The sequence below is a fragment of the Lachnospira multipara ATCC 19207 genome (assembly GCF_000424105.1).
Taxonomy (GTDB): Bacteria; Bacillota; Clostridia; order Lachnospirales; family Lachnospiraceae; genus Lachnospira; species Lachnospira multipara.
The window spans coordinates 1-21,391 of record NZ_AUJG01000020.1; the positions used below are offsets into that span (position 1 = coordinate 1).

19 protein-coding genes, 1 tRNA gene, 1 rRNA gene and 1 riboswitch are annotated in these 21,391 nt (G+C 34.9%); all 21 genes read right to left on the reverse strand.

Annotated features, from left to right (window positions below; all coding sequences use genetic code 11):
• Positions 1–164, reverse strand: a 16S ribosomal RNA gene (locus tag G600_RS0112240); the annotation flags it as partial.
• Positions 165–393: 229 nt separating this feature from the next.
• Positions 394–479, reverse strand: a tRNA-Ser gene (locus G600_RS0112245).
• A 608-nt stretch (positions 480–1,087) separates the two neighbouring features.
• A complete protein-coding gene (locus tag G600_RS0112250) occupies positions 1,088–1,780 on the reverse strand; it encodes an LrgB family protein (protein WP_027432164.1) in 693 nt (230 codons plus the stop codon).
• Positions 1,781–1,783: 3 nt separating this feature from the next.
• The gene (locus G600_RS0112255) at positions 1,784–2,149 is read right to left on the reverse strand and encodes a CidA/LrgA family protein (protein WP_027432165.1); all 366 of its coding nucleotides are present in this window, start codon (positions 2,147–2,149) and stop codon (positions 1,784–1,786) included.
• Positions 2,150–2,337: 188 nt separating this feature from the next.
• The gene (locus tag G600_RS15890) at positions 2,338–3,276 is read right to left on the reverse strand and encodes a hypothetical protein (RefSeq protein ID WP_027432166.1); all 939 of its coding nucleotides are present in this window, start codon (positions 3,274–3,276) and stop codon (positions 2,338–2,340) included.
• A 108-nt stretch (positions 3,277–3,384) separates the two neighbouring features.
• Complete coding sequence (gene ispD / locus G600_RS0112265; RefSeq protein WP_034246470.1) at positions 3,385–4,089, reverse strand: 2-C-methyl-D-erythritol 4-phosphate cytidylyltransferase; 705 nt, start codon at positions 4,087–4,089, stop codon at positions 3,385–3,387.
• Positions 4,090–4,173: 84 nt separating this feature from the next.
• Positions 4,174–5,247 (reverse strand): tRNA (adenosine(37)-N6)-threonylcarbamoyltransferase complex transferase subunit TsaD, encoded by a 1,074-nt coding sequence (gene tsaD, locus G600_RS0112270; RefSeq protein WP_051195517.1) that lies wholly within the window; start codon positions 5,245–5,247, stop codon positions 4,174–4,176.
• Between the two features lie 111 nt (positions 5,248–5,358).
• On the reverse strand, positions 5,359–5,937 hold the full coding sequence (locus tag G600_RS0112275) for a DUF6715 family protein (RefSeq protein ID WP_027432169.1): 579 nt from the start codon (positions 5,935–5,937) through the stop codon (positions 5,359–5,361).
• 71 nt (positions 5,938–6,008) lie between these two features.
• Positions 6,009–6,920, reverse strand: a complete 912-nt coding sequence (locus G600_RS0112280; RefSeq protein ID WP_027432170.1) for a ribonuclease Z — start codon at positions 6,918–6,920, stop codon at positions 6,009–6,011.
• 50 nt (positions 6,921–6,970) lie between these two features.
• On the reverse strand, positions 6,971–7,429 hold the full coding sequence (gene rimI / locus G600_RS0112285) for a ribosomal protein S18-alanine N-acetyltransferase (protein ID WP_242826387.1): 459 nt from the start codon (positions 7,427–7,429) through the stop codon (positions 6,971–6,973).
• Between the two features lie 10 nt (positions 7,430–7,439).
• Positions 7,440–8,150, reverse strand: a complete 711-nt coding sequence (gene tsaB / locus G600_RS0112290; protein WP_027432172.1) for a tRNA (adenosine(37)-N6)-threonylcarbamoyltransferase complex dimerization subunit type 1 TsaB — start codon at positions 8,148–8,150, stop codon at positions 7,440–7,442.
• Between the two features lie 2 nt (positions 8,151–8,152).
• Positions 8,153–8,584 carry a tRNA (adenosine(37)-N6)-threonylcarbamoyltransferase complex ATPase subunit type 1 TsaE gene (tsaE, locus tag G600_RS0112295; protein ID WP_027432173.1) on the reverse strand — a complete coding sequence of 144 codons (432 nt, stop codon included), beginning with the start codon at positions 8,582–8,584 and terminating at the stop codon, positions 8,153–8,155.
• A gap of 1 nt (position 8,585) precedes the next feature.
• Entirely contained in the window at positions 8,586–9,113 is a 528-nt protein-coding gene (locus G600_RS0112300) for a YcxB family protein (RefSeq protein WP_027432174.1), read from the reverse strand.
• Positions 9,114–9,313: 200 nt separating this feature from the next.
• On the reverse strand, positions 9,314–11,620 hold the full coding sequence (locus G600_RS0112305; RefSeq protein WP_027432175.1) for a Tex family protein: 2,307 nt from the start codon (positions 11,618–11,620) through the stop codon (positions 9,314–9,316).
• A gap of 108 nt (positions 11,621–11,728) precedes the next feature.
• On the reverse strand, positions 11,729–12,439 hold the full coding sequence (locus G600_RS14625) for an ABC transporter ATP-binding protein (RefSeq protein ID WP_051195518.1): 711 nt from the start codon (positions 12,437–12,439) through the stop codon (positions 11,729–11,731).
• Entirely contained in the window at positions 12,424–14,394 is a 1,971-nt protein-coding gene (locus G600_RS0112315) for a hypothetical protein (RefSeq protein WP_027432176.1), read from the reverse strand. Before G600_RS0112315 ends, G600_RS14625 begins: the two co-directional genes overlap by 16 nt.
• A gap of 65 nt (positions 14,395–14,459) precedes the next feature.
• Positions 14,460–15,728 (reverse strand): hypothetical protein, encoded by a 1,269-nt coding sequence (locus tag G600_RS0112320; RefSeq protein WP_027432177.1) that lies wholly within the window; start codon positions 15,726–15,728, stop codon positions 14,460–14,462.
• A gap of 402 nt (positions 15,729–16,130) precedes the next feature.
• Complete coding sequence (locus G600_RS0112325; RefSeq protein ID WP_027432178.1) at positions 16,131–17,450, reverse strand: aspartate kinase; 1,320 nt, start codon at positions 17,448–17,450, stop codon at positions 16,131–16,133.
• 95 nt (positions 17,451–17,545) lie between these two features.
• Complete coding sequence (locus G600_RS0112330; protein WP_027432179.1) at positions 17,546–18,766, reverse strand: homoserine dehydrogenase; 1,221 nt, start codon at positions 18,764–18,766, stop codon at positions 17,546–17,548.
• 102 nt (positions 18,767–18,868) lie between these two features.
• Positions 18,869–19,318, reverse strand: coding sequence for an ACT domain-containing protein (locus G600_RS0112335; RefSeq protein WP_027432180.1), 450 nt, complete (start codon positions 19,316–19,318; stop codon positions 18,869–18,871).
• A gap of 627 nt (positions 19,319–19,945) precedes the next feature.
• The gene (locus G600_RS0112340) at positions 19,946–20,890 is read right to left on the reverse strand and encodes a CAP domain-containing protein (protein WP_027432181.1); all 945 of its coding nucleotides are present in this window, start codon (positions 20,888–20,890) and stop codon (positions 19,946–19,948) included.
• A 311-nt stretch (positions 20,891–21,201) separates the two neighbouring features.
• Positions 21,202–21,291, reverse strand: a riboswitch (cyclic di-GMP riboswitch).
• Between the last annotated feature and the right edge of the window lie 100 nt (positions 21,292–21,391).

Here is a 21,391-nt window from a genome sequence, read left to right on the forward strand (position 1 = left end):
TATCCCCCTGTATAAGGCAGGTTACCCACGCGTTACTCACCCGTCCGCCACTCAGTCAACAAATCGTCATCCCGAAGGAATCGTGATAAGTTGCTTCGTTCGACTTGCATGTGTTAAGCACGCCGCCAGCGTTCATCCTGAGCCAGGATCAAACTCTCATAAAAAGTTTTACCTTAGCTTAGTTCTGAACGAACTAGCTTAATAGTTTCGTTTCCGTTTAACATTACTGTTATTAAGGATAATCATTTCAAAACAAAATTTGTTTTACGATTGATTACTCGCTTGAATATTTCAAAGAATTTTCAAGGTTGTCATTCTGTTCAGTTGTCAAGGTTCAAATCAAATCCTTTGGATTTGATAGGCAAATTTAAAATCTGTGATTTTAAATTTGAGCGGAGAGGATGGGATTCGAACCCATGCGCCCGTGAAGACAAACGGTTTTCAAGACCGCCCCGTTATGACCACTTCGGTACCTCTCCAGAACATTTCTTAATGTTTTTGTTTTGTTGTCGTTGCTGTATCGCAGCGACTTGATAATAATAACATTCATAATATTTTTTGTCAACACATTTTTCGAGTTTTTTTTAGATTTTTTGCGATAATTTCTATACTTTACAAATCCTTTTGACAGTCTATTTATCAGTAATTTTGACATCAAATTATAAGAAAATAAGGCAAAAACGTCATAAAGCTAGATAAACACTGGCTTAGTTAGCATTTTCATAATAAAAGCAAGCTTAGGTCAGTGTTATTGTTGCTTGATTTTTGCTGCTTTTAAAAGAAATTTTAGCGATTGAAAAAAATTGGGGATTTTCTTTGATTTTAGGGCTTTTTATGGTGTTTTCTTTTGTTAATTCTTAATTTAAATTTGAAATTTAATTGCTTTTTAGTGGTTAAATAGACTACTAGAAATATAAAAAGCAGCTATGTAAATGCTAAATATAAAGATTCGAATTGCAGATGGCTATCAATATACATACAAATGGTAGATATTTGATACACATTTAGGATCATTAAATTAGCAAGTAGTATAGCTGCCTTGATTATTATATGAATGTTGTCTTTCTATATAAGTACATTTTCATAATTATAAGATTGAAGCAAAGAGGGGTGCAAGGATTACCGTAAGGATTCCTGCGACGGCGAGGGAGAGGCTGCTGATGGCGCCTTCTACTTCTCCGAGCTCCATTGCTTTTGATGTACCCATGGCGTGGCTTGAGGTGCCGATGGCGACGCCTTTTGCGATTGGGTGCTGGATTTTAAAGAGTTTGCATATGAGTTCTGCAAACATATTGCCAAAGATGCCAGTTACGATGATTGCAACGATGGTGATGGTGATGACGCCGCCCATTTCTTCTGAAACGCCGATACCGATTGCTGTTGTAATGGATTTTGGTAATAGGGTTACGTATGTTTCGTGGTTTAGCTTAAAGATTGCTGTGCAGGCTAGAACGCAGAGCATGCTAGTTATGGTACCTGATAGAATGCCTGTCATGATGGCAAGTCCGTTCTTTTTTAAGCTATCCATTTGCTCATACATTGGAACTGCAAGGCAAACTGTTGCTGGTGTTAACAAATAGGATATAAAATCTGCTCCTTCTGAATAGCTTTGATAGTCGATTCCTGTAAAGGCAAGGAAGATGATTATTAGAGCTATGGAGATAAGGAGTGGATTGAATATGGCTATTTTAAGCTTCTTCTTTATTAAAACGCCAATGGCGTATGTGATCAGGGTTATGGTTACTCCAAAGAACACTGAACTTTCTAATACTTCCATGATTAATTAACTCTCCTGATTTAATCTTTCTTTTTTCCTAATTACTAATTGTGAGACTCTTCCTGAAACTACCATAACAATTAGGGTTGAGCCGATAATTGTAATGGTGAGTGGGAGCCATACCCCTTTTATGAGGCCCCATTTTTCAAGTAGGCCTACGCCTGCTGGGATAAACATTAGTGGCATAACTTCTATTAAAAAGTCGGCTATGTCTTTTACGTGCTCAACTTTTATAACTTTAAACTGAAGTAAAACAAATAATATTAGCATACCATAAATGCTGCCAGGGATTGGTAGGTCAATATAGTAGTGTATTAGCTCGCCCACAAATGATATGAAAATAATAATTAGAAACTGTCTAACATATTTCATTTTTGTTTTCCTTTCTTTCATTTTTTATAAATGTAAATGCCATAAAATTATAGTGCTTTAAATTGTTAAAAACTAGGTGAATTTTTCACAAAATAAAAAGGGGAATTGCCCACCTATCTTTATAAGTGAACAATTCCCTTTATTTATTAGATACAATTTGTATTAAATTCTATAATTGCCTAATCAGATTACTGCTGATTGTTGAAGCCGCCAAAGGACTGGTTCTGCTGATTAGGATTTGCCTGTGTAGCCTGTGGGTTCTGAGGCTGAGCCTGCTGTGGCTGACCATACTGCTGCTGTGGCTGCTGGTACTGTGGCTGACCGTACTGCTGCTGTGGCTGACCCTGGAACTGTCCTGGCTGGCCATACTGCTGCTGTGGCTGCTGATACTGTGGCTGACCCTGGAACTGTCCTGGCTGGCCGTACTGCTGCTGTGGCTGCTGATACTGTGGCTGGCCATACTGCTGCTGTGGCTGCTGATACTGTGGCTGGCCATACTGCTGTGGCTGACCCTGGAACTGTCCTGGCTGACCGTACTGTGGCTGACCCTGGAACTGTGCATTAGTTGCACCGTAACCTGGACGTCCATTAGTAAGTGCAGCGAATGGGTTTAATACTGGTCTATACTGCACTGCCTTATATACGTAAGGAATGATAACACATTCGTTAATCCAGTATGATGCTGCTAAAATAATAGTTACAATAAGTTCTAACACAAAGCCTGCGCCAAACTTGATCTGGATGATATTACCAAACCATGCCTTGTAGGCGTCAATAAGCTTTTCTGACTGCTTTACATCGTCGTTGCTTACGATTACAGCAAGAATAAATACTACAAATGCTGCAATTGTAATGATTGTTGTTACCGCATTTAATACTGGATTTGACTTACCAAGTGCCTGAATTACAAAAAGCACAATTAATGCAATAATTACGATTAAGAACAATGTACCAAAGAAGTTATAATTTATAAGATTGTATGATGTCTTATAACCTTCTTCAAGCCAATCTTCTAATTCACTGGCATCTAATACAACTCTCTTAATTGGTAAGAAAGCGAAAATAAATGCTAGGATTGCTGCGCAAAAACCTACAATATTAGTTCTTTTTAAATTAAATTGGTTCATGGGACCTCCCTCATTATTATAAATTTTTATTAGATTATAGTATCATTATTTTTTTTAGTCAAGTTGGCTTATATCATTTATTTAATTTAAATTATAAGCCTAATGATTTTAGATGGCCTTTGATAAAAAGCATTCTATGATTGCTAAATCTTCTGGGGTTGTGGCTTTTATATTCTTATAGCTTGATTCTGTTAAAAATGGATCTACGCCTGCAAACTTTGATACTACCATAGCATCATCGGTTACACCGTTAGTTTCCTGGGCTTCATACATTTTCTTATAAGCATCTATTACAAGCTTAAGACCAAAGCTTTGCGGTGTTTGAATCTGATAGAGGCTGGCTCTATCTGGGGTCTTTATGGCAAAGCCTTCTTTGTTGGCCACTTTGATTGTGTCTTTTGCTTTTACTGCTGCAACGCTTGCCTTATATTTAAGGGCGTCGGCTACGCAATTTTCTATTATGTCAGTTGTCACTAGTGGGCGGGCGCCATCGTGGATGAGGCATACATTTTCATCGGAAATATCATGTGAGGGAATCATAGATAAACCGGAGAACACAGAGTCGTAGCGCTCTTGTCCTGCTTTGGCGATTCCATATACTTTGTCGAAATTATACTCTTTTATGATTCCTTTGAAGTAATTCTCGTAGTTTGGTGAGGAAACAATTATAATTCGGTCGATTAGCGGGCTTTCCTGAAATGCTTTAAGTGAGTAGTAAATCAAGGGATGTCCTAGTATTTCAAGATACTGCTTTGGGGTATTTGAACCCATTCTTTTGCCTTTTCCGCCGGATAAAAGTATGCAATAATTCATAATTTGCGCTCCTATTGTGACTAGTTTGTTATTATAGCTTATTAGTATTGTAACTTGTATGTATTAGGGCTGCTGCCCCGTAAGTTAAATTCTTTCGCCAAGTTTTAAGTTTGGCACTGCGTTTAGGTCGAGGCCATGTCTTGTGCCTTTGATGTATTCGTAATATGCTGCGGCGCCTATCATTGCGGCGTTATCTGTGCAGAGTACAAGGGATGGTGAATAAAACTCGATGCCTTCTTTTTCGCACTCTTTTCTTAGGGTTTCGTTAAGGCAAGAGTTCGCTGCAACGCCACCTGCGATGGCAAGCTTCTTTAGGCCGCTTTCCTTAGCTAGCATGATGGCTCTTGATACAAGGGCGTCTACTACTGCCTTCTGGAAGGAAGCAACTAGGTCGGCTCTGTTGATTTCCTCGTGCTTCATCTCTGCCTGGTTTATGTAATTTAGGACGGCTGACTTGATTCCACTAAAGGAGAAGTCGTATGGCGCATCATCCACATGTGCTCTTGGGAATTGTACTGCGTCTGGATTGCCTTCCTTACTTAATTTATCGATCTTTGGGCCACCTGGGTAACCAAGGCCTACTGCACGAGCCACCTTATCAAAGGCTTCTCCTGCGGCATCATCTCTTGTTCTACCTACAATTTCGTATTCGCCGTAGTCTAGAACCTTTATTAAATGTGTGTGACCGCCAGATACTACAAGACCTGCAAATGGTGGCTTTAAATCTGGGTATTCAATAAAGTTTGCAGAGATGTGACCTTCGATGTGGTGAACTCCTACTAATGGTTTCTTTAAAGCCCAAGCAAGAGCCTTTGCTTCTGCAACACCTACTAGTAGGGCGCCCACAAGACCTGGACCGTAAGTTACTGCGATTGCATCTATATCATCCCAAGTCATGTTAGCGTCTGCTAAGGCTTTCTTTATTACTGGGTTAATATTTTCAATGTGCTTTCTTGAGGCGATTTCAGGAACTACTCCGCCGTATTCTGTGTGAATGGCAATCTGAGTGTTGATTACACTTGAGATTACTTCACGTCCATTTTTTACAATTGCACAAGCAGTTTCATCACATGAACTTTCAATTGCTAGGATTGTGATGTCCTTTTTATTCAAATTTTCTGTATCTGCTTTTATATCTTCACTTGTTAAATTACTCATAAATACTCCTAAAGTAAATGACATATTTTGGGCTTAGCCAGATTTCCTGACTAAGCCCCAGTTATCTAAATTATTCTATTACGATTCTTGCTTATTCGCAAGTTTCTTTTTTTACTCTTCCTCTGTTGTATCTAACTCCCAGAAGAGAATCTTCCATTGGCCGGCGTCGTTTTTGCGCATGGTGTACTTATAGTAGGAACTGCGAAGGGTTGAGCCTTCTCTAAAATAATAGAGAACATGTATTGTGGCATACTGTCTTCCTTCAAAGGTTCCATACCTAGTGCCAGAGGCTGTTTGAACGGTGTAGCCGCTTATATAAATATTGGATTCTTTAAATTGTGATACTTCTTCTTTTAGGCCAGCAAGAAATTCATTATATGGATGCTTTTGGTTTAACTCATCATCAAAAAGGATTCTTGCTTGCTTTGCAAGACCATCAATTAACTCTTCTTTAGTGTCCTTGTCATAGTAGCATTTACTAATGCGGGCATAGAGAGCTGCCACCTCTTTTGGCGACTCTGGATAGGTCTTTTCTATATCTCTATTGATTAATGCTGAGGCCTCATCGCTGGCGGCTGCCTGTTCGACTGCTTGTTGGGTTATATCTTTATTAGCTAGATAAAAATAATAACCTACCGCAGCTATTGCTAGCACACCTATTACAATTACGGTTCTAAGGTATTTTTTCATAGTATTCGTCCCCCAACGATATACATAATTTCACGAGTTATTCTAAAAATATAATATCACAATTTTTATTATTAGTCATCCTCAAAATTAAGTTCTATGCTTTGCTGATCTTTAGCTGCAATTACCTTTGGAAAAATGTGCTTAATTGAATCTACGTAGTCCCAAGGTCTTACTAAAGATGGGGAATAGTGAGTAAGCCAGAGTCTTTCTACTTTAGCTTCTTTTGCAAGCTTTGCTGCCTCTTTAAAGGTCATGTGCTTGTATTCCCTTGCTTTGTGATCTTTATCGTTCTCTCCGTACATGCCTTCGCAAATAAAGAGGTCGGAGTTTTTAGCATTTTCAACGATGGCTGGTACTGGGCGAGTATCTGTACAATAGGTTACCTTGATGCCTTTTCTACTAGCTCCCATTACCATATCGGATGTAAAGGTCTTATCGTTAACCACTACATCTTCGCCATGCTGTAATTTATTCCAAAAATGAACTGGAATTTCTAATTCACGCGCTCTTACTGGGTCGAACTTTCCAATTCGTGGTATGCTAATTGAATAGCCATAGCAGGCTACTGTGTGATTTACCTTAAAGGCATCTATCTCATAGCCATTGATATTAAAGTGAGCTGATGGCTCTGTGATTTCGATACATTTTATTTCAAAGGGTAGTTCAGGGGCGATTACTCTAAGGGAGTTAACTACTCTTTGCAAGCCCTTTGGTCCTATTAGGGTTAGGGGGGCTGTTCTTTCTGAGTTGCCAATGGTTAGTAGTAAACCTGGCAATCCGCTTATGTGATCGGCATGGAAATGTGTAAAACAAATTACATCTATAGGGTTATAGCTCCAGCCCTTTTCTTTTATTGCTATCTGTGTTCCCTCTCCACAATCTACAAGTAAACTGCTGCCGTTATATCTTAACATCATTGATGTTAACCATCTCCCTGGAAGGGGCAACATGCCGCTTGTTCCTAGCAAACATACATCTAACATTATCTTACCTTTCTATTGTTTAATCTTATCATTGTCTTTATATATTGTCTTTATATATTCTCTTTGTTTATTATCTTGGACATTATAAGGGCGTCTTCCCTAGGTTTCTCATAGAAGTTTTTGCGCTTTCCTAGGTGCTTAAAGCCTAGCTTCTCATATAGCTTTATAGCTTTATCATTGGATTCTCTTACTTCTAGGAAAAATGCATTGATGCCTCTTTCATGTCCTTTTTCTTCTAAAATATTCATAAGCTTATAGGCTATTCCTAAACGTCTAAATCTAGAGTCTATGGCTACATTAGTTATTTCGCCTTCGTCTAGGCTTTGCCATAAGCCGGCATATCCTGCAACTTCTCCGTCTTTATAAGCTACAAGATAAAGGGTGTTGTCATTGTCTATAGTATCTTTAAAAGAGTCTCTTGACCAGGGAGTTGAAAATGTCTCTTCTTCGATTCTTGAAACCTCATCTAGGTCTTCTTCTTTTAAAATGTCTATGTCTATATTATTCAAAATTATCACCTTAATTATTCTTAGCCTTTTTGGCTGCAAGTTCTCTTTCTGCCTGTGATGGTCTTAAATAATCTGGCTTAACATCATCTGAGGAAACTAGCTTTCCTTCTTTTGCTAAGTCGAGGGCTCTAAGGCCAAGACTTGCTGCGTCCTGAAGTCTATCTAGAGGAGAGGCTTCGCAGTGGTTAATAGATAGATTTTCATTAAAGTAATCTCTTGCTACTTTGATACCGTCTCCTAAGAATACTACGTCATTGTAGGATTCGTTAAGTTCCTTTGTTAAGTCTTCAATTGAGATTAGGTTAGTTTCTCTAAGCTCAACTAACTTGCCTTCTTCAAATTTATAAATTGCACTATATACATGCTTTCTCTTAGCATCCATAATTGGCACGATTGTCTTAGTCTGACCGTATAGGTTATAGGCAAGGGCCTCAAGAGTCTTTACTGGAATCATTGGCTTATCCTTAGCTAGGGCAATTCCCTTAGCTGTAGCTACACCAATTCTTAAGCCTGTAAAGGATCCTGGCCCTACAGATACTGCTATGGCATCTAAATCATCTACGTCTGTTTCAGTCATTCTACAGATTTCATCTATCATTGGTAGAAGTGTCTGTGAATGTGTCTTCTTATGATTAATTGTGTAATTAGCTAAAACGCTGTCATCTTCTACAATAGCTACTGATGCAGTTACTGCAGAACTTTCTATTGCTAAAATCTTCATTACTATTCGACCTTTCCCTCAACTTCAATTAAACGGTAATCAAAGCCTTTTTCTAAATCTTTCTTTATGCTTATCTTAATAGCTTCTTCAGGGATTATCTCTTCTACTAGGCTTGCCCATTCAATTAGGCAGACACCATCTGAAAAGAAATATTCTTCATAGCCTATCTCGTCCATTTCATCTACATCTGCGATTCTATAAACATCAAAATGATATAGAGGAATTCTTCCTTCATGATATTCTTGAACTATAGTAAATGTTGGACTATTAATAGGTTCATCAATTCCAAGGCCTTTTGCAAAGCCTTGTGTAAAGACTGTCTTTCCTACGCCTAAGTCACCTTCTAAGCAATAGATTTCGCCTGAAGCCGCCTTTTGTCCTAATTCAAAGCCAAATTCAAAGGTCTCTTTTGAATTAAATGTTTCTTTTATCATTTTACTTTACTACTTTCTCTAACTTTTGCTTATTAACTTTTACCTGAAAGGGTTTTAATTTCTCCTTAGCAATATCAACAAAGTTAAGAGCGTTAGTGCCCATTGTTTCAAGAGTTAAGATATTAGCTCTTGAAGTGTTAATATATACTAAAAGATTTCTACCACTAAACTTTATCTTATAGATATTATCCCAAGATAAATCTTCCGTCAACTCTCCTTGACTTAAAGTGATTTTATCAGGGCTTACTTGATAATGCATTGGCTTTGTGAAAATGTCTAGCTTGCTTTGCTTTCTTGCTGCAAGCATCATATTAATTATTGGATAAATGCCAAACATAACTGCAAAAAGGAATAACATCAAAGTATATGTAATAGTTGTATTACCTATTGAGATAATGCCAAATACCAAAAATACAATTCCAGCCACTACGCCAAACCAGCCATTAAAGCTGTGGAAATTGTGATATAACTTAAAATCTATAAGGTCTTTTTTTGTTACCTGACTATCAAATTCAATTGTCTTGTCCACGGATAATAATCCTCCTTAATTAGTTTGAAATGTCACTTCTATTATACTAGCATAAATTAGTCGGACTTCGTATTAATTTTTACTAAAATAAAGATAAGTTAGACTAAAAAATCGGGTAAGACAAATTGCCCTACCCGATATTATTTAGATTTGCCTTGTAGGAATACTCCTATACGCAGTGGCACTGCGTTCAAATGCTATTACTTATTCATAAACTTAGCAAGACCGCTTAAGTTAAGCTCGCCTGGCTTCTTCTTGTTATTCTGTCTGTTCTTATTAAAGTTTTTATTAAATGGCTTCTTTCCCTGCTTTTTAGCATTTTCCTTAAACTCAGCCTTAGCCTTAGCTTCTGCTTCATCTAAAATCATTGAAAGTGCAATTCTTTCTTTAACTGTATCGATTTCCATTACACGAACATCAATTACATCGCCTACTGATACAACATCAAGTGGGTGATTTACTCTCTTAGTTGCGCTCATCTGCGAAATATGTACTAAACCATCCTGGTGAACACCGATATCTACAAATACACCAAAGTCTATTACATTTCTTACTGTACCCTTAAGGATCATGCCTGGCTTTAAGTCATTAATATCCATAATATCCTTTCGAAGGATTGGAGCTGGCATCTCATCTCTTGGATCACGTCCTGGCTTTTCAAGTTCCTTAATAATATCTTCAAGGGTAATTTCACCTACACCTAACTTGTCTGCCATTTCCTTAAGATTAGAAACCTTACTCTTAAGGTTTGTTAATTCGCCCTTAGTAATTGAATTTAAATCATAGCCTAAATCCTCTAAGAACTTAGCTGCTGCCTCATAGCTTTCTGGATGAACACTTGTTGCATCAAGTGGATTGTCTCCATCTGATATTCTCATGAAACCTGCACACTGCTGGTAAGCCTTAGGTCCTAACTTAGATACCTTAAGTAACTGCTTTCTGTTAGTAAACTTACCATTAGTCTCTCTGAAATCTACAATATTCTTAGCTACTGTCTTTGATACACCTGAAATGTATTCAAGAAGGGAAGCAGATGCTGTATTAAGATCAACGCCTACCTTATTAACAGAATCTTCTACTACGCCTGAAAGGGTTTCTCCAAGCTTCTTCTGATTCATATCATGCTGATACTGACCTACACCAATAGCCTTAGGTTCAATCTTTACAAGTTCAGCAAGTGGATCTTGAACACGTCTTGCGATTGAGATTGCACCTCTTGCAGCTACGTCATAATCTGGGAATTCTTCTGTTGCAAGCTTTGAAGCAGAATAAACAGAAGCACCTGCTTCGTTTGTGATGATGTAATCTACATTAAAGCCATTTTCCTTAATAATATCTGAAATAATCTGCTCTGATTCACGAGAAGCTGTACCATTACCGCAAGAGATAAGATTAACATTATACTTCTTAATTAAATCTACTACTATCTCTTTAGCCTTATCTACCTGATTTCTTGGCTCAGTTGGATAAATTACCTTATTATCAAGTACCTTTCCTGTTGGATCTACTACTGCTAGCTTACATCCATGAGCATATCCTGGATCCCAGCCAAGTACAGTCTTACCTGCGATTGGTGGCTGTAATAGGAGTTGCTCTAAGTTCTTACCAAAGACCTTAATAGCGCCATCTTCTGCCTTTTCTGTTAAGTTAGATCTAATTTCTCTTTCAATTGATGGTGCAATTAATCTCTGGTATGCATCTTCGATAGCCTTCTTTAAATATTCTGTTGTATATTCGTTATTCTCAGTAATAATCTGCTTTTCAAGGTATCTTAAAATTCTATCCTCTGGAGCTTCAATCTTAACTGTAATAAACTTTTCTGCTTCACCTCTATTAATAGCTAAAATTCTATGACCTGGCATTGTTGCTACTGCCTCATTATAATCATAGTAATTCTCATATACAGACTCTGCGTCCTTATCCTTAGCAGCACATACAATCTTACCTTCTTTAGAAGTAATATCTCTTATATAAGTTCTATAATCTGCCACATCTGAAATAGATTCAGCAATAATATCAAGTGCACCAGAAATAGCCTCAGAAGTGCTCTTAACTTCCTTGCCTTCTTCTTCAGATAAATAATTAGCTGCCTCTTCTTCTACTGAGTGACTAGCCTTCTGTTCATAGATAAATGTAGCAAGTGGCTCAAGACCTTTTTCCTTAGCCTGTGTTGCTCTTGTTCTTCTCTTCTGCTTATAAGGTCTATATAAATCTTCAACAAGCACTAAAGTTTCTGCTGCAAGGATTGCATCCTTAAGTTCACTTGTAAGCTTGCCCTGCTCTTCAATGCTTGATATTACAGAAGCCTTTCTATCCTCTAATCCTCTTAAATACTTAAGTCTTTCATCTAAAACTCTTAATTGTTCATCATCAAGGGAGCCTGTTACTTCCTTACGGTATCTTGCGATAAAAGGAATTGTATTACCTTCATCTATTAATGATACTGCGGCTTCAACTTGAGATACTTTAATTTCCAATTCTTCTGCAATCTTCTTATTAATATCCATGTTGTAATAATCCTCTTTTCAAATTGTCTTAGACATAACGTCAACTTGTATAATTATAACAATACGAAAAAATTATGGCAATAAAAATTAGATTTAACATAAGAATATTTAAAGATTTTCGAATACATTTTTTTCAAATGAAATAAGATCTGTTGCATATTCATCTATATCTAATCTATCATATTCTTTAACTACACTTCCCTTTTTCATTACAAATACCTTGTCTGCAATATTATAAATATCACTAATAATATGCGTACAATAAATAATAATTTTGTCCTTAGCTATCTCTTTTAAATAGCTTTTAAAGTTTTCTCTTTCAATTGGATCTAGACCAACTGTAGGTTCATCAAGAATTATTATCTTTGGATCATTTAATAGGACTTGTGCTAAAACAATTCTTTGTTTCATACCACCTGAATAATTGACAATCTTTCTATTTTTAGCATCAGTTAAATTAAATCTTTCTAGCATTTCTTTAACAAGAACCTTTTTATTTCTTACAGACTTTAAACCTGCAATATAATATAAATACTCCTGTCCTGTAAAGTCTTCATAATATCCTTTGTTTTGTGGCATATAACCAAGTAAAGTTCTATAGTTTTTACCCATTTTAAATATGTTCTTGCCATTATATAAAACCTCTCCACTTGTTGCCTTCAAATTAGTTGTTATAATCTTAAGAAGTGTTGTCTTTCCTGCACCATTAGTTCCTATAAATGCATATATACCATTTTCTAATTCAATATTAATATTTGTTAATGCTTTTAAATTGCCATATTTTTTATTAATATCAATAATTTCTAATCTATTGTCCATTTTTTTATTGCCCTCCTCACTAAAATAACACTTATAGCTAATAACGCAATCATAATTACACTTAGCTCAATAATAGGAATTTTAAGAGAAAATAAATCTATCCCTAAAAAATATCTATAAATACCAAAACAAATCACTATAGATACTAAATAAGTGCTCATATCTGAATATATAAATGAAATACTTATTAGGATTGTTGATACTAGTATTCCTAAACATACTCTTATTAAAATTAAAATAAAAAACATTTCTTTAATTGTTATATCATGTTCAAAGCATTCAAACATTGTTAAACTTTGAATAGATGCATTTAATTCATAAGGCTTTAACACATACGAATATTTTATATTTTCATAGCAAAACATATTAATCATTACTAATGTGATGAATATTATTACTAGCTTTATAGCATATATTCTTGCTAAAAAAAATGTTTTCCCTTTTACAGTTGAACGTATAAGATATGTTACTTCATTCTTTTTTTCAAATGAATGTGTTCCTGTTGAGACAAAAACAACGACAAGCAACATGATAAACACCATTGAAATCATATAATTTCTTCCATTTTTGTTTAGGAGATTGTTGAATTTTATCTCATCAAGAACCTGTACATTCTTTATACCTTTGTTAGATAGTTCCACTAATCTATCCCTAATAGCTAATATTTCCTCTTTTATTTTCTCATATTCATAAATTTTCCCACTAAAAGTAGAACTATCACCTACTCTAGTAGATATATCTCTATACATTTCTATATAGCCATCTATGTTATCTATATAAGATAAAGTTTTATCTTCATAATCTCCATTTACAGCATTATAATATTGCTTAATTTGTATATCTTGTTCTGTTATTGAATATCCTGTAGTTATTTTTAAACTTACCATAACAACAATTATCATAAGTAAAAAAGATAAAACATTTTGTGAAATTATTATTTTTTTTAGTTCCAACAAATGGTAATTATTTTTCAAGTGAACTCTTTCTATATACCTTGAAAAAGAAAAAGTATTATTAAATTTAATTGTAATTCCCATTAGCATCAACACTAAAGTTAATAAGAAAACCACAAATAAATAAAATTCAAAAAATGAAATCCAATACTTACCAATTCCTATTAAGTTGTAAGTGCTAAATAAGTTTTTAGCTGATTGAAAAATATTTATTGTTTTTAAAATCGTTATTATTTTAGCAGAAGATTTTATTGCCATTATTGAAGATTCTACAAGCAAAAAAAATGCAAACACTAACATCCTAAAGGATCTACTTTTGAAAGTGTTAATAAAGTAATAACTCAATAAACCAATGCAAAACAGTTTTAATATTTCTGTACTTAGTATATATAAATATGCTTCTTTTATATTTACAAGCAAAGCCGATAATTTCCATATATTAGAATTCTGAACAGCATAATTTAAAGTATTAAAATCTCCATTTTTTATATTAGAAACGATAATTGGTAAAATAAAGTTTACCGTCACCGTTATAATTACAAGTACTAGTATGGATAGAATATTATATCTATTATATTTTTTCTTTGAGTGCTTAGTAGTGTCAATTAAATCCAAAAAATCATCCCCTGGTCTACCTAAGAAAAAAACAAAAAACACTACAATAAAAATTGATATCATATCATCAATATTGAATGTACTAAATTCATTAAAAGACTTTGTCTCTATTTTTTTTATTTCAACTTTTCTCAGATTAGATAAGTCATATTTAGTTTTTAAAAGTCTATAATAGCTTTCACTTTCTTGCTCAACTAAAGATGTTTTTATATGATTATCTATATTATCAATCTTTTCAGCAATATACTCATTATATTCTTCACTATTATTTAATTCTTCATATGAAATTTCACTATTGCAAAACACAATATACAAGCTAACATTTATTATGCAAGCAATTATAAATACCCCTACAAATTTTATATTAAGTAAACGTTTAAACCCCAATTTCCCCTCCATTATCTAAAATAAGACTAACCTTTTTCGAGGTTAGTCTTTTCATTTTATTGAAATTATATATCTAGTCTAATCACCAATACTTCGTCTGAATAAATTGTTGATAAATCTAACATATACAACTTATAATCATCACCATAAATATAACAGTACTCATCTGTTAAGCCAAGAATAGAAACCATTTCACAATCTTCTAAAGTTTTTCCAGTTTCATCTTGAAATCTAATATTTAAATTTGACACATTTAAGCTCTTATCATTAGTTATATCATAAAGATATATATTCGTATCAGATTCTATATTGGTTTTTTCACCATTAAAATCTATTGGACTGCTCATAGAATTTTCCAAATAATTCTTATTAAATAAAATATAATTATTATTTGCAAAAATTCCATACTCTGATAATTTAAATAAATCGTTAAAATTTTTAATCACTTTTCCATCTATTAAATTTATCAGATTATTCTTATCGTCTAAAGCATATACGTCACTATCATTAGTCGCAATACTTACATTATTAAATGCTGCATATTTACTGTCTGTTGTATAAGTTTCACATATTTCTTCTTTTAAATTAGTGTTTAAATCAACTTTATAAACCACCTCTTTATATGTTTCTAATTCATTATCAGGATAATGACTAGCTTCTAAATATATGCACTGATTTTTTTCTAATATTCTAGATGCATTAACAGAATAATAATTACCATCAAGCTGACAAAGTTCTGAATATTTACCAGTTTCTAGGTTTACTTTGCATATATGCAAAGTGCCATCCTCTGTTAAGCATTTATAATAAAGAAAGTCCTCAATTTGACGTCCTAATACTATATTACAAGGTATATTATTGTCGTAAAGTAATGCAAACCTTTCATAATTCAAGCCTGTCTTATCATATTTATAAAGATATGATCCATTTTCTTCTGTTATTAATTTAAATATTGAGTCATTATAAATATAAAAATCATAATAATATGAATTATCTTCATAATAGGACACGCATGTATTATCGTTATGTTCGCAATCTATTTTACTACAAACAATTGTATCTATACCTGTCTTAAAATCGTAGAAATAAAGCTTCTTTGTAGCTATTTCAGATTCAGAAAATATTACTAGATGATAAATACCATCTTTAGATGAACAAAATTGTGCTGGTGGCTCTTTAATAAAAGCTACATTATCTGTTTCATGAAATGATACTCTTGTTTCTTCTTTACTAGTTGTTTCTTCATTTTCAATATATGCAAATCTCCCACAACCACTAAGTAAAAACAAAAAACTTACAAACACTAACGATAATTTCTTAGATTTCATTTTCATAAAAACCCTACTACTTTATAATTATTTAATATAATTGTATTATATTAAATTATTAACTTTTAATCAATATAATTTTAAAGTTTTATGAAATTTGTTTCTCTTTTAAATAAACAGTAAAGCGGACATTCGGAATCCGCTTCGCTACTTCCTCATGAACGCAGTGGCACTTTGTGCCACCTGTCAGAAGGGGCTTTAACCCCTTCTGACACCAGTAAGCTTTATACCCCCGCTTAAAGCTTACGCTTTTGAAGCGGGGGATTGCCTACTCTGCGTTCAAAAAGGCGAACCCTTAAGGGTCCGCCCATTTAACACATACTAATTTAGGTAATTTTTATTCACTTTTTATTAGTTATAAGAAGCTAAAGCCACTAAGCTTCTTCTTGAATATGTAACCAGTCTAAATTACGCTTCCTCTTGTACGAATACTCCATAAATAGTTCTAATTGCATCTTCAAAATACTTGTTTCTAACACCAATGATAATATTAAGCTCTGATGAACCCTGGTCGATCATCTTGATGTTAATCTTTTCTTTAGCGAGCGCAGAGAAAATAGCGCCTGCAATACCTGAATTATTCTTCATTCCTCGTCCAACAACTGCGATTAAGCTTAGGTCTGACTCTAATTCGATTGTATCAGGATTAACTGCTCTATGAAGGCCTGCAAGTACTTTCTGCTCTTTCTCCACAAATTCATCCTGATGGACAAAAACTGTCATTGTATCAATTCCTGAAGGCATGTGCTCAAAGGAAATTCCATTGTCTTCAAATACCTGCAATACTTTGCGACCAAAACCGATTTCAGAGTTCATTAATTCCTTATCGATGCTGATAGAAACAAAACCCTTCTTACCGGCAATACCTGTAATTGTATAACTTGGTACATTACATGTTGTACCAACAATCATAGTTCCCTTATCCTGTGGTGCATTAGTATTACGAATATTGATTGGAATACCTTCCTTACGTACAGGGAAAATTGCCGATTCATGAAGTACTGAAGCTCCCATATATGAAAGCTCTCTTAACTCCCTGTATGTAATTACATCAATTGACTTAGGGTTCTTAACTATTCTTGGGTCAGCAGCCATAAATCCAGAAACATCAGTCCAGTTCTCATAAACATCTGCTTTAACAGCACGCGCAACAATTGAGCCTGTAACATCTGATCCACCTCTTGAGAAAGTCTTGATTTTGCCATTGGCTAATACACCGTAGAATCCCGGAATAACGGCTCTTTCAACCTTGGCAAGCTTCTTTTGTAGTGTTTCATTAGTTTTCTCTGAATCGAATTCCCCGTTCTTATCAAAGAAAATCACTGTTGCTGCATCAATAAATTCATATCCTAGGTATTCAGCCATTATAATACCATTTAGATATTCGCCTCGTGATGCTGCATAATCACTACCTGCAAGATTCTCAAAATTTTTCTTTATAGTCTTGAACTGGTCCGCTAAGCTTAGCTTTAAACCAAGTCCCTTGATGATTTCGTCATATCTCTCCTTAATTGCCTGAAGAGACTTATCTATATTCTTTCCATTTTCAGCTTCTGCGTAACATTTATAAAGCATATCTGTTACCTTAATATCCTCTGAAAATCTCTTTCCTGGTGCAGAAGGAACTACATATCTTCTTTCTTCTTCTGCTCTGATAATATTACCTACTTTTTTAAACTGTTCAGCACTAGCAAGTGAACTACCACCAAATTTAACTACTTTAATCATTGTTTCTCCTTCATCATATTTCATTTATATGTCTTATTTTTACAAAAGCCTATATCTTGTTTTTGTAAAAATGTTATGTCACATTTTTGCAAAAATTAATTTAAAACTGTATCATCAACTCTAATTCTTGTAATCATATCAAGCTTAGAAACTGACTCATTAAATTCTTTTTCTGTCATCTTCTCAGTAAAGAATGCAAACTCATCTGTTAATTCGTTTAATTCTACGATATTAATTTCTCCTGAAAATGCATCCATTGCCTTCTTAGTATCTTTACCCTTAACTCTTACAAAGAAAGCTCTTACCTCATCATTAGTATCCCCTAAATCTAATTCTTCTTCTGACCAGAAAACTTCCTGGTGATTGCTTAGATTCTTTACACAATCTACAACATCTGCACATACAGCAGCTGCTGTTGGCAACTTACCAGCTCCTGAACCAAAGAACATTAAATCTCCTACCATATTACCGTTAACATAGATGCCATTTAAAACGCCATTTACATTATATAATGGGTGGTTCTTATCAATCATAAAAGGTGCTGTGATTGCATAAACCTTACCATCTTTAACATAGCTGCTTGCAAGTAATTTAATCACACAACCAAGCTTCTTAGCATAAGCAAAGTCTTCGTTAGAAATCTTAGTTATTCCTTCGCAAGTTACATTCTTAAACTTTACTGTCTTTCCAGAATAAAGGGATGTAAGAATTGAAATCTTACGACAAGCATCATGTCCTTCTACATCAGCTTCAGGATTACGCTCTGCATAACCAAGTTCCTGTGCTTCCTTTAAAACATCTTCATAAGAAGCACCTTCCATACTCATCTTAGTTAAAATGTAATTAGTTGTTCCGTTCATAATACCTGTAATCTTGTTAACCTTATCTGCTGTAAGGCTTGTGTTAAGCGGACGAATAATTGGAATTCCGCCACCAACTGATGCTTCAAACATAAAGTTAACATTCTTTGACTTAGCAAGGGCAATTAGTTCAGGTCCCTTTGCTTCAACTAAAGCCTTATTAGATGTGCACACGCTCTTACCTGCTTCAAGACATGCCTTAACAAACTTGTATGGTACATCTACGCCACCCATAACTTCAACAACTACATCAATTTCAGGATCATTAACGATTAAATCAATATCATGTACAATCTTTTCCTGAATTGGATCTCCTGGGAAATCTCTCAAATCAAGAACTGATTTAACTACTACTTCTTCTCCTGCCTTTAACTTAACTGAGTCTGCGTTTCGTTCTAAAACTTCTACTACACCAGAACCTACAGTGCCGTATCCTAATACTGCCACTTTTGCCATTTACCTTGTCCTCCTAATTAACACTTACTACATATCGCCTATAAATCTATTATCTAAATTACTACTATCTAAATTTAATTAACTTAACTATTATCTAACTCCCTATAAAGTCGCATCTGAGCTTAGAATCTTTAAATATCTTACCCCGTGTAGGGCTTCAATTTCCTCAATCATCTTTGATGGATCGAGGGTTTCTTGTAAGATTTCTACACTTAAGGTTAATGATGCAACACCATTAACTGGAATTGTCTGATGAATTGTTAATAAGTTAGCCTTAAAATCTGCCACCTTCTTTAAAACAAGAGAAAGAATTCCAGTTTCATCATTCATTGATAATACAAAGGTAATAGTCTTACCCTTAACATTATCTCTAAATGGAAAAATGTCATCTTTATACTTGTAATAAGAACTTCTACTAATCCCCACTTGTTCTGTAGCATCTGCTACGCTTATATTACTTGATTCTATAAGTTTGTTAGCTTCAGCCACCTTTAATAAAACATCTGGCAGGGCCTTTTGCTTAACAACATAATATTTAATGTTCTCATCCATAATTTCACCCATGTTTTTGTTTTTCTACGAAAGACAACTGTCTTTCGTAGAAAGAATATTAACATATATATTAGAATTATGCAAGGGAAAATACTAGAAAAATCATATTTTTTCACATAAAAAACCCCTCGTGAAACGGGAGAGAAAAAACACGAGGGGTGTATTTAAAAATAAAGCAACAGCTTTATCTTTAAAACCATATTAAATTGTTTACTCCCTTCTTCCTTTAAATAGTTCCGGGGCTATGATTGGGGAAAGCCCCGGATCCTTGGGGGAGAGGGAAAGACAATAGGGGCTTAGGGGAACCTCCCATTGCCTTTATATATGCAAGATACGGCGGGGGGAGGATTGCCATATCCTACATCTAAAAAGTCCTAAGACTTAATAGCAAATTAAAAATATAAATTGTAATAATAATTATGCTTTTAATGCCAAGCGACAGTCTGCCTTATCAACGTTTGGGGACAAGCACATGTCCTGTCGCTTAAGCACTGTAAAATTGAGTAACTTCTACTTTAACCATTGGTTAAAGTCTTCTCTTAACGATGACTTTAAATCAGCCTATTCGCTAACTTAGGTTTCATCTTGTAGGATATTCAAATTTAGCTTATATACAAACTTGTAGCATTAATTCATAAATATTGCTACCCAGTAGTACTTACCTGCTGAGTCTTGTGCAACTCCCACACCTACTCTTGTATACTTAGAACTTACCATACAATTATAGTGAGCCTGTGAATTATGCCATCCAGTTACAATATCTGCTGGAGTTGATTGGTATCTTCCCATTACCTCTCCAAAGCTACCATACTGGCCGTAGTAGTAGCATATTGTCTTAGCTTCTTTTAAACTGCCATCAGATGCATAGAATGGTCTTCTATGATGTCCACCTGAATAGTCAAAGAAATTATTATCAGCATTCTCTGCTGCTCTATGACAAGCCATTATTGTTAAGCTGCTATCGAACGATACTGCTGCTTGACCAACGGCTGCTCTTTCCTCGTTAATAAGGTTATAAACCTGTTGAATATATGATGAATAAGCACCTGCATTAGTTGCTGCCATACCATGATACTCATCGTCTGATCTATGAGCATTAATACTTAATTCTGTAGCTGCCTGAGTAGGAGCTTGTGTTGGTGCCTCTGTTGCTGCCTGTGTAGGCGCTTGTGTTGGTGCCTCTGTTGCTGCCTGTGTAGCTGCTTGTGTTGGTGCCTCTGTCTGGCTTTCTGTTACTGCCTGTGTTGTTTCTTCTCGTGTTGGGGCTTCAGTCTGACTTTGTGTTGTTGATTCATTAGCGCTGCCAGTTGAGCCTACTACTGCTTTATATCCCATATCTGTCTCCTGCTCGTCTACATTGATCTTCCCTGTTCCTGTAGCTAACTCGCTTTCTCCTGCAACTGATCCGCTATTGGTTGTATCAGTTGTATTCGCTGCTGCCACACTCACTGATGCGCTCTTTTTTGAATTGTTGCTTCCTGCAACGTTAATTGCGATAAATGCACCTGTTCCCATAACTAAAAGTGCTGCAATAATTGATAAAAACTTTACATTTTTTCTAGAATTCCTCATAATCATATCTCCCATTCTCCACGCCAAGTTTTAAATGTTACATATGAGTACTAGATAAACATCTTACGTAAAAATCTTAAGCCATCCTGCTTATCTGACTCCCCGAGTCTTATTCGACCTCCATGTCTCATGCGACTTCCTTGTCCAATCCCTAGTAAGTTAACCTCCTTGTTAACTTAAAGATTACTTAAACAGTTGTTTAAAATAAAAAAGCACCCTTACCGGGTGCATAATAAACTTCATTATAACTTAGACACAACTAGCTTTTTACATCCCTGTAAACTTCCAGTTATTAAAAGTTAATCGAAATAAAGTGCAACCGGCTGTCGTTCCTTCGTCCTTGAAGGGTTAGACCCTTGGCTTTGCGTCCTTAGCTTTCGCTAAGTTTGCCAACATATTAAGTTCTCTTTCTATCTTAATTATACCAACTATATATCATATGTAAATAGTACTTTAGTACTATTTTACGCAAATTCGGATATTTTAGGGTTAGAAAATTAT

Excerpts from the sequence above, each read along its gene's own strand:
- G600_RS0112275 (WP_027432169.1), bottom strand. The coding sequence starts at position 5,937 with ATGAAAAAATACCTTAGAACCGTAATTGTAATAGGTGTGCTAGCAATA.
- G600_RS0112280 (WP_027432170.1), bottom strand. The coding sequence starts at position 6,920 with ATGTTAGATGTATGTTTGCTAGGAACAAGCGGCATGTTGCCCCTTCCA.
- G600_RS15890 (WP_027432166.1), bottom strand. The coding sequence starts at position 3,276 with ATGAACCAATTTAATTTAAAAAGAACTAATATTGTAGGTTTTTGCGCA.
- tsaB (WP_027432172.1), bottom strand. The coding sequence starts at position 8,150 with ATGAAGATTTTAGCAATAGAAAGTTCTGCAGTAACTGCATCAGTAGCT.
- tsaD (WP_051195517.1), bottom strand. The coding sequence starts at position 5,247 with ATGAGTAATTTAACAAGTGAAGATATAAAAGCAGATACAGAAAATTTG.
- G600_RS0112330 (WP_027432179.1), bottom strand. The coding sequence starts at position 18,766 with ATGGCAAAAGTGGCAGTATTAGGATACGGCACTGTAGGTTCTGGTGTA.
- G600_RS0112325 (WP_027432178.1), bottom strand. The coding sequence starts at position 17,450 with ATGATTAAAGTAGTTAAATTTGGTGGTAGTTCACTTGCTAGTGCTGAA.
- G600_RS0112335 (WP_027432180.1), bottom strand. The coding sequence starts at position 19,318 with ATGGATGAGAACATTAAATATTATGTTGTTAAGCAAAAGGCCCTGCCA.
- tsaE (WP_027432173.1), bottom strand. The coding sequence starts at position 8,584 with ATGATAAAAGAAACATTTAATTCAAAAGAGACCTTTGAATTTGGCTTT.
- G600_RS0112255 (WP_027432165.1), bottom strand. The coding sequence starts at position 2,149 with ATGAAATATGTTAGACAGTTTCTAATTATTATTTTCATATCATTTGTG.
- G600_RS0112305 (WP_027432175.1), bottom strand. The coding sequence starts at position 11,620 with ATGGATATTAATAAGAAGATTGCAGAAGAATTGGAAATTAAAGTATCT.
- G600_RS14625 (WP_051195518.1), bottom strand. The coding sequence starts at position 12,439 with ATGGACAATAGATTAGAAATTATTGATATTAATAAAAAATATGGCAAT.
- G600_RS0112340 (WP_027432181.1), bottom strand. The coding sequence starts at position 20,890 with ATGAGGAATTCTAGAAAAAATGTAAAGTTTTTATCAATTATTGCAGCA.
- G600_RS0112320 (WP_027432177.1), bottom strand. The coding sequence starts at position 15,728 with ATGAAAATGAAATCTAAGAAATTATCGTTAGTGTTTGTAAGTTTTTTG.
- ispD (WP_034246470.1), bottom strand. The coding sequence starts at position 4,089 with ATGAATTATTGCATACTTTTATCCGGCGGAAAAGGCAAAAGAATGGGT.